9 protein-coding genes and 2 pseudogenes are annotated in these 8169 nt (G+C 62.2%); 3 read left to right on the top strand and 8 right to left on the bottom strand.

The features are described 5' to 3' along the window. The 3 genes and pseudogenes from C4301_RS08555 to C4301_RS08545 form a co-directional block, all read left to right on the top strand. Nucleotides 1-559 (top strand): annotated as a pseudogene (locus C4301_RS08555) (replication initiator protein A); the annotation flags it as partial. Between the two features lie 786 nt (nt 560-1345). Further along, complete coding sequence (locus C4301_RS08550; RefSeq protein ID WP_352414672.1) at nt 1346-1660, top strand: hypothetical protein; 315 nt, start codon at nt 1346-1348, stop codon at nt 1658-1660. After that, the gene (locus C4301_RS08545; protein ID WP_352414671.1) at nt 1618-2229 is read left to right on the top strand and encodes a hypothetical protein; all 612 of its coding nucleotides are present in this window, start codon (nt 1618-1620) and stop codon (nt 2227-2229) included. Before C4301_RS08550 ends, C4301_RS08545 begins: the two co-directional genes overlap by 43 nt. A 346-nt stretch (nt 2230-2575) precedes the next feature. On the opposite strand, the gene C4301_RS08540 is transcribed toward C4301_RS08545, so the two are convergent. The 8 genes and pseudogenes from C4301_RS08540 to C4301_RS08505 form a co-directional block, all read right to left on the bottom strand. Continuing rightward, entirely contained in the window at nt 2576-3262 is a 687-nt protein-coding gene (locus C4301_RS08540; protein ID WP_352414670.1) for an ABC transporter ATP-binding protein, read from the bottom strand. A 2-nt stretch (nt 3263-3264) separates the two neighbouring features. Continuing rightward, a complete protein-coding gene (locus tag C4301_RS08535) occupies nt 3265-4005 on the bottom strand; it encodes an ABC transporter ATP-binding protein (protein ID WP_352414669.1) in 741 nt (246 codons plus the stop codon). Then, nucleotides 3989-4903: a branched-chain amino acid ABC transporter permease gene (locus C4301_RS08530; protein ID WP_352414668.1), complete on the bottom strand. Its 915-nt coding sequence runs from the start codon at nt 4901-4903 to the stop codon at nt 3989-3991. Before C4301_RS08530 ends, C4301_RS08535 begins: the two co-directional genes overlap by 17 nt. 8 nt (nt 4904-4911) lie before the next feature. Next, complete coding sequence (locus C4301_RS08525; protein ID WP_352414667.1) at nt 4912-5793, bottom strand: branched-chain amino acid ABC transporter permease; 882 nt, start codon at nt 5791-5793, stop codon at nt 4912-4914. A gap of 3 nt (nt 5794-5796) precedes the next feature. Then, a pseudogene (locus C4301_RS08520) lies at nt 5797-6992 on the bottom strand (ABC transporter substrate-binding protein). A gap of 11 nt (nt 6993-7003) precedes the next feature. Next, entirely contained in the window at nt 7004-7735 is a 732-nt protein-coding gene (locus C4301_RS08515) for an SDR family NAD(P)-dependent oxidoreductase (RefSeq protein ID WP_352414666.1), read from the bottom strand. Beyond that, complete coding sequence (locus tag C4301_RS08510; protein WP_352414665.1) at nt 7722-7886, bottom strand: hypothetical protein; 165 nt, start codon at nt 7884-7886, stop codon at nt 7722-7724. Before C4301_RS08510 ends, C4301_RS08515 begins: the two co-directional genes overlap by 14 nt. Then, nucleotides 7877-8169 (bottom strand): phenylacetate--CoA ligase family protein (locus C4301_RS08505; RefSeq protein ID WP_503012418.1); only part of this gene is annotated, 293 nt, incomplete at its 5' end. The genes C4301_RS08505 and C4301_RS08510, both read right to left, overlap by 10 nt.

The following is an 8169-nucleotide window of genomic DNA, read 5'->3' as shown; positions in this document are numbered from 1 at the left end:
CTACCTCGAGTCGGTGGAGTACCTGGGCCGGGGGCAGAACCAAAGCATCGTCTACGTCTTCGGCGAGGAGGCCGGGGGCGTCCCCGACACCGAGGCGGTGGAACTTTTGATGGCCGAGGGGCTTTCCTTTACCTCCGCCTACTCCCTGGCCCGCCGCTACCCTTTGGAGCGGATCAGGGACCGGCTCGAGCGCTTCCGGGCCATCCTGGCCTCGGGGTACAGGCCCAAGAACCGCCTGGGCTTCCTGGTGGACGTCATCCGGGACGAAGGCGGCAAGTACGCCCGGGCCCTGCCCGCAGGCCGCACCGCCAAGCACCAGGCCCTGGCCGAAAAGGAGGCGCGGCGGCCGGAGGGAGAGGCGGAGCGGGAGTGGCAGAGCTTTCCCCGGGAGGCTCAGATCCGCCGTGCTCTCCAGGTGGTCCACCTCATCCTTCGCTCCCGGGTGAGCATCGGGGAGGTGGAGGAGCTCGCGCGGCGCATGGAACAGGGAAGCCTGAACCCCAAGGCGCTTTTGGATGAGCTCAAAACCGCGGCTGCGGAAGGCAGACTCGAGGATTGATTGGAAAATTTTCGTTCTAGTATCCCCTAAGAGGTATCGGAAGACTTGGGCGTTCGGGCCATCCCCCTATCGGAAGACTTGGGGAGTTTGGTGGGGGAGGATGCGTCCTGGAGGGCATCTTCCCGCCCGCCCCCCGGGGCCTTGATGTTGATCACCAATAAAAGAAATCAACATCAAGGGGGTGTTTTTTGGACAAAGAACAGTTCATTCCCCCTCTGCAGGGGGTTGGTGGTCCCTGGGGGGCCGCCCGCGGGCCACGCGGGCCCACGTGGCCTACCTCCGCCAACGGCGAACGGCTGCTTCGCGAAGCGAACACCGAGCGGATGGCGGGGCTCTACCCCGACTTCAACCGCGCGCGCCACCGGGGGGTGTTGGGTTTCCTCGAGGGGTCCCCCCGCCCCTGGTGCGCCCGCACCCTCGAGACGCGGATGCCTTCGACGCACGAGGTGGCCGAGGCCGAGGGCATCTTCCACCGCGCGGTGTTCCTCGAAAAACGGGTGCTTTGTCTTCGACGCGGGCGCCGAGGAGCTGTGCGCGCGGGGCAGGAGCGTCCCAGAGACCTTCGTGGAGGTGCTGGCCTGAACCCGCTGCCGACGTTGCTTTGGCTCGAGTTCCGCAAGCCCCGGTCCTTCGCGGTGGTGCTGGCAGGCATCCTGCTGCTGGTTGGGGTAGGCCTGGCCCCCTCGGCCGGGTGGAGCAGGAAGCCATAGCCCTTTTATCGGTGGCCGGAATCCTCGGAGGCACCTTGCTGGTGGTGGCGCCGTTCATCGGCGCGCCTGGGGGGTGGTGCACCGGGTGGCCCGCTTCGCCTACTGGGGCCTGCTGGGGGCGGCGTTCGCTTTGACCCTGGCGGGGCGGCTTTGGGCCCACCTCGACCCCAGGGTGCCGGGGATGCCGGGCCTGAACATTGTGCTGACCTTGCTGTTCTACGGACTGGGGCTGGCCTGGCTGCCGGGCGTGGCCTTCCTCTCGGTGTTTGCCCCTTCGGGGCAAAGCAGCTTGCTCCCCTCCGGCTACGTGCAGACCCACCAGCCCTCGAGGCTGGCTTGGCTGGCGAGATGGCGGCCTTCCTGGGCTTCTTCGGGCTGTTTGAGGCGCTGATGAGGGCTGGGTTCGGGGTTGCCTACAGGGCACTGCCCCCGGTGACGATCTCCTTGCAGAGCCTGGGCAGCCGGCTCGAAGATATTCAAATGGCCAAAACCACGAGCGCAGGGGCACCTTTTCCACTTCTTTTTGGGCAAGTAACGATGGTCAAGGGCTTTTGGCTCAGGAATTTAGACCTTGACAACTTTTCCGGTCAGGGTAAGCTTCCCCTCAAAGGCCGGGGTTTCCGGTGGGGGATCTTGAAAATCTACCATTCGCAAGGGGAATATGCGATTTGTGCGCTTTCTCCGCGTTTTGAAACCGCTCTTCCCATCGCCATAAACCCCCAAAATACCCTCTATACTCCTTATGCATATTCCAATCTTAATCTTTCTCATCAAATCCTTTTCAAGAGCCCCGTCCAGGACGGCATTCTTAGGGGGTACTCTAAAGGTTTCTTCCCCGTTAGGGGATTGCGACAAGTAGACCGTCCCAAAGAGCCCTTTAGGTCCCTCTTCCTTCTTGCAGGGGCTTCAGGTCCAAAGGCCTTCCCAGGCCCGATCCCTTCCTATGCCCACCCTGCCTAGGCCTGGCCGAGCTCGTTTCCCGCTATAGAAAAAAGCCAAAGGGCGGTAGACCAGGGTAGGACCCCGGCTGCAGGGGAAGGTCTGGATCGATCCTTGAGCCAGGGGGGAAAACGTCCCGCCTTCTCCAGGCCAGTGAGGTCCAGGGTTAAGGACAGCGGGCCAGGCTGAGGCCCGGAAGCCCCTCTGCATCGCGGGGAGAACTTCTTCGCCCTCCAGGAAGAGGCGGAGTAGGGCTATGGAGGACTGTACAGATCGCGCGCAGGGACCAGTTGATACAGGGGGCATTCCCCACGCTCTTTTCAAGCGCAAGAACCATGCAAGATCCCAGTTTAAAGAGAGCTGGTCATCAGAGGGAAAGCAGGGCCGCCACCTCTTCCTTTTGCAGGAGATCCGCCATTGCCCCTGCCATCCGCACCTCTCCTGTTTCCAGGACATAAGCCTGGTCGGCCACGCGCCCGGTAAAGTGCAGATTCTGCTCGGCCAAAAGCACGGGCAACCCCTCCTGCCTTAACTCTTGAACCAAGCGGGCGATCTCCTCTACAACCAGGGGGGCTAGGCCCTCCGTAGGTTCGTCCAGGAGCAAGAGCTTGGGGTTGGTCATCAGGGTCCGGGCTATGGTAAGCATCTGCTGCTCCCCTCCTGAAAGCAGCCCTCCCCGTCGATGTTCGATCTCCTTAAGGCGGGGCAGCAGCTGGTATACCCTTCCCAGGTGCCATGGGCCTGGCCTAGAGGCTACCAGCAAGTTTTCGCGCACGGTGAGCTCAGGAAAAATACGGCGGTCGTCTGGCACGTACCCAAGACCCAGCCCTGCTCGCCGATAGGGAGGCAAGGAGGTCAGATCTACCCCGTTATACACCACCTGTCCGGAAAAGGTGCGCACCAATCCCATCACAGCCTTGATTAAAGTGGTCTTCCCTGCCCCGTTGCGGCCTAAGAGCGCCACCACCTCCGCTTTCCGCACCTCCAGGCTCACTCCATGAAGGACGCAGATCTCCCCGTAACCTGCTCGAAGGCCCTCCACAAGTAACCCCATCTTCACCCTCCCAAAAAGGCCGCTCTGACCTCAGCGTTTCTCCGGATGTCCTCCGGCGACCCCTCAGCCAACACCCGGCCCTGGTGAAGGACGGTGATCCGATCAGCCAAAGCTAAAACCGCCTCGGTATCGTGTTCGGTAAAGAGAAGGGTTACCTGTGCCCGGCGCAAGAGCGTTTGAATAAAATCCACCATCTTTCTACGCTCAGCACGGGAAAGCCCCGCCAGAGGCTCGTCTAAGAGCAACAATTTCGGTTCGCCCACAAGGGCCATGGCCACATCCAGGCGTTTAAGGTCCCCTAAGGGAAGCTCGGCAACCCGGCGGTGAAGATAAGCCTCGAGGCCCACCTTGGCCAGGACTTCCTCCGCCCTGGCCCTTGCTGTGGTGTAGGCCCAGAGAGGTCGCAAGAGGGAGAACGTGCCCCCCTGGTACCCCAGACGGGCTAAGGTTACGGCTTCCAAGGCCGTCATCGAGGCAACGGGCTGGGCCCGCTGGAACGAGATGGCCACGCCCAGGCGGGCTATCCGGTGGGTGGGCCAGCCGGTAATCTCCCAATCGCGAAAGTGCACTCTTCCCCGATCTGGCCTTATGCGGCCCGTGATCACGTTGAACAGGGTGGTCTTCCCTGCCCCATTGGGGCCCACAAGGGCATGGAAGCTCCCTTCCTCCACCCGCAGGGACACTCCGGCCAGGGCCAGGAACCCTTGAAAGGACTTGTATACTCCCTCAACGAGCAGGCCCACGGCGCACCTCCGCAAGGCGACCCACCACCGCGTTCCAGATCCCTGCCAGACCTGTAGGGAAGAAGAAGACCGTCAGCAGAAGGAGGGCTCCCACGAAGAACGGCCAGTACTCCGTCTGGGCTTGGACGACCACCCGCACAAGCAAAAAGGCCGTGGCTCCAACCGCAGGCCCCAGGAATACCCCGCTTCCCCCCAGAATCGTAGCGATGATGGCCTCGGCCGAGCGGGTCCAGAAGAGGTAGTCGGGAAAGACGGAACGCTGCAGGGCACCTTGGAGCGCTCCCGCAAGACCGGAAAGCATCCCTGCCAGGATGAAGGCGAGGAGGAGGTGACCCACGCCGCTAATCCCTACGGATTCAGCCCGGGCCCGGTTGTCCCGGAGGCTTCGGAGCGCATAGCCAAACGGGGAACGGTAAAGCGAGGCGAGGAACGCCAGGCTGAGGGAAAAAGCCACCAGGACCAGGTAGTAAAAGGGCAGACTACTTCCAAAAAGCCCCTCGGGTCTGAGGTCTGTGATCCCGTTATCCCCCCCAGTGAAGGCGTACCACTTGTGGGCTACCGCAAAGAGGAGTTGAGCGAAGGCTAGGGTAAGCATGGTGAAGTAGATCCGGGTAAGCCGGATGCTCAGGAAGCCGATGAGCAAGGCGACCAGGGCACTGAGCAAAAGAACAGCGGGGAGGGTGAGCAGGAAGGGCCAGGTGGCCCGGCTGACAAGAAGGGCCATGGTATAGGCTCCCACGCCGAAGAAGGCCGCCTGTCCAAAGGAGAGAAGCCCGGCCTGATGGAAGAGCAGGTTGAAGGCCATAGCGTACAAACCAAGGATGAGGGCTTCACTGGCCAACTTCAGGCCGTATTCTGAAAGAAAAGGGCCAAGGAAGCCCAAAAGCAGGAAGAGCACGCCCAGCCTCATGTCCGCACCGCCGGTGGACGTCCGAGAAGCCCCCACGGCCGAAGGAGAAGGACCAAGGCCATGAGGGCAAAGGGAAAGACCATCGCCATTTCCGGAGCCATGAGGATGCCAAAGGCTTGGACAAGTCCGATCAGAACGGCTCCTAAGAGGGCTCCCCAAACGTTTCCTAACCCTCCTATGACTACCACAATGAAGGCGTTGATCACCGCGTCTACCGCCATCCCGGGCGTGGCCGCTTGAAGGGGGAGAAGGGCGGCCCCGCCCAGAGCGGCTAGGGCGATACCCCCTCCGAAAACAGCGGTGTAGATCAAAGAGACGTTCACCCCCAGAGCCTCCAGCATCTCCCGATCCTGGGTAGCTGCCCGAATCCAGGTTCCGAGCCGCGTCCAGTATAGGAAGAACCAGAGCGAGAGCGCGACGACCGCAACCAGGCCCAAGAGGAAAAGGTAGTAGCTAGGAAAGGGGGTACCCGCCAGGAGGATGGGAGAGGCAAAGACCTGTGGCAGGGGAAAAGAGCGGTAGCCCGCGCCGAAGACAAAACGAACGAGGTCCTCAATCATGAGAAGCAAGGCGTAGGTAAGGAGAATCTGATGTTCTTCCGGCCTACGGTACATGGGGCGGATCAAAAACCTCTCCACCAAAGCCCCGACGACCATCCCCGCTGCCAGGACTTCCAGGAGGCCGCCCCAAAACCCCTCCGCCTGGCCGCGGGCAAAAGCAAACAAGAGGTAGGCCCCGAGCATGTAAAAGGAGCCATGGGCAAAGTTGACGATCCCCATGGCTCCAAAGATGAGGGATAAGCCCACGGCCAGGAGGAAGAGGGTACTGGCGTAGGCCAGGCCGGTGAGAAACTGGAGAAGGTAGAAGCTAAGGTCCATGTTTTATCGCTTGCACTGTGTGGGATAAACGGTGTTCTTGGCCGGAATGATCTGGATCCGATCCAGGATGGCAAAGGGATAATCGGGGCTATGCTTTGTGTAACCCCAGATCAAATCCTCGAACACTTGGTGATCTTCAGGGCGCATCTGCTTCTTGCCCTCAGGGGCGGTGTACGCCAGGCCGCCGTCCGCCTCGAAGGCCTGCCGCACCGCCTCCGCTTGGGTGGATCGGGCCTTCTGAATGGCCAGCGCCAGCATTTGAAGGCCGGCGTAGGCCTCCTGGGCATTGTAGCTTGGATATTCCCCGAACTTCTTGCGGTATGCTTCGACAAAAGCCCGGTTGCGCTGCGTGTTGGGGTAGAGGAACCAGTAGCGGGCAGAAACCAGAAGCCCCTCCGGTGTCTCCTTCCCCAGGGGGGCCAGGACTTCAAGAGCTGCCCCCACTGGATTGACAAAGTACTTTACCTGGTTGAAGAAGCCGAAGGCCTTGGCCTGCCGTGCGAAAATGACCATGTCCCCTGCCCAAAGCGTAGAGAAGACGCCCTCCGGCCGGGCCCGCATCAGGGCGGTAATATAGCTGGCGTAGTCCGTGGAACCAAAACGGGGCCACTGTTCGCTCACCACCTCCACATTTGGGCGAAGCTGTTTAAGGCGGGCGATAAAGTCCTGCCAGGAGACCCGGCCGAACTCATAGTCGGGACCGATGTTGGCCCAACGCCTCACCGGCAGCGTGGTGGCCAAAGAGGCGGCCGCCCAGGCATCCATACGGGCGTTGTTGGAGGTCCGGAAGACATAGGGCCGGCACTGCTCCGTAAGGGTAGGGGTGGCTGCGTGGGTAACCACGAGCGGGATCTTGTACTCATCCGTGAGGGGAGCGATGGCAAGGGAAACGGCGCTGGAGTCCACCCCAAAGAGGAAGTCCACCTTCTCCTGGAGAATCAGTCTCCGAGCCTCCCGTACCCCCACCTCGGGGTTGCCTTGGTCATCTACCACGATGAGCTGCAAAGGCCGTCCCAGCACCCCCCCTGGGCGTTGATTTCTTCCAAGGCCAGCTGAGCCCCTTGAGAGCCCGATTTGCCGTAGCCCGCGAAGTTCCCGCTCAAGATGAATAGGGCACCGATCTTTATAGGCGGTTGTCCTTGACCCAAAGCCACGCCCACCGACAAAGCCAGAGCTAAGATTCCCTGCCATCTTTTCATCCCCCACCTCCTTACCTTGCGCTCACGCCGCCGTCCACGGCGTAAAGGCCTCCCGTCAGATAGCTGTTTTCTGGGTCCATGAGAAAGGCGATCATCCGGGAGATCTCCTCAGGTTGGGCCATCCGTCCAAGGGGAATCTCCCGCAAGATGGCCTGCTTTAGGCTCGGGTGCTCCCTCAGGCCTCGTGTCATCTCGGTCTCTGTCCAACCGGGGGCCACCAGGTTGACCCGGATCCCCCGGTCCGCCCAGTCCAAGGCCAGGGATCGCGTAAGGCCCCAGAGGCCTGCCTTGGAAGCGGTGTAGGCGGCCAGGCGGGCCCCTCCTCGGAAACTCAGCACCGAGCCTACAAAAACCAAGCTTCCCGGACCCTGAAGGGAGCGGGCAAAGGCCTGGGCTGCCACGAAGGCACCTGTAAGATTGACTGCCAGCACCTCATCCCAGACCGCCAGCTCGAGGTGCTCTGCCCGGGTAAAGGCCGGGCTTGTGCCCGCGTTGTAGACCAGACCGTACAGCCCCACCTCCCGGGCGAACCCCTCCACCGCCTTGGCGAGCGCTTCGCGGTCCCGAACCTCCACCACCGCGCCCCAGGCCCCGAGCTCCCGGGAGATCTCTTCGACCCGGCCGGGATCCCTTCCGGTTAGGCCCAGTCGTGCGCCCTCCCGGGCCAGCTCCCGGGCAACCGCTAGGCCGATGCCCCGGGTAGCCCCCACCACCAGAACGGGCCGGCCTTTAAGCCTCGACATGCCGCACCAGCCTTTTGGCCTTGAATGCCGTGCGTTCCAGGGTCCCGAGCGCTTCGATGCGCACGGCAGGTGTGACCCCCAGGGCCTCCTTCAAACTGCGGCGCAGGGCCTCCGCAACCCCCTCCCCTACCGCAGGGCGGGCTAACTCCACCACCACCCCGTCACCCCCCTCACCACTCCCTGGGCCTCTCGTACCTCGATGCGGTACTCGCTGGAAAGTTCAGGAAACCGCCGCACCACCTCTTCCACCTGGGTGGGATAGAACTTTGCTCCCCGGTAGACCACAAGGTCATCGGCCCGGCCCAGGATCCCTCCCACTGCCCGGAGATGGGTTCGTCCACACACGCAAGGCTCCTTGCTCAGGCGGGCCAGATCGCCGGTGTAGTAACGGACCAAGGGCGTGGCCTCTCGGGTGAGGTGGGTGATGACCAGCA

Source organism: Thermus sp., assembly GCF_040290245.1.
Classification (GTDB): Bacteria; Deinococcota; Deinococci; order Deinococcales; family Thermaceae; genus Thermus_A.
Note: the sequence above shows the minus strand (reverse complement) of the source record. Positions and strands in the feature narration are given on the sequence as shown.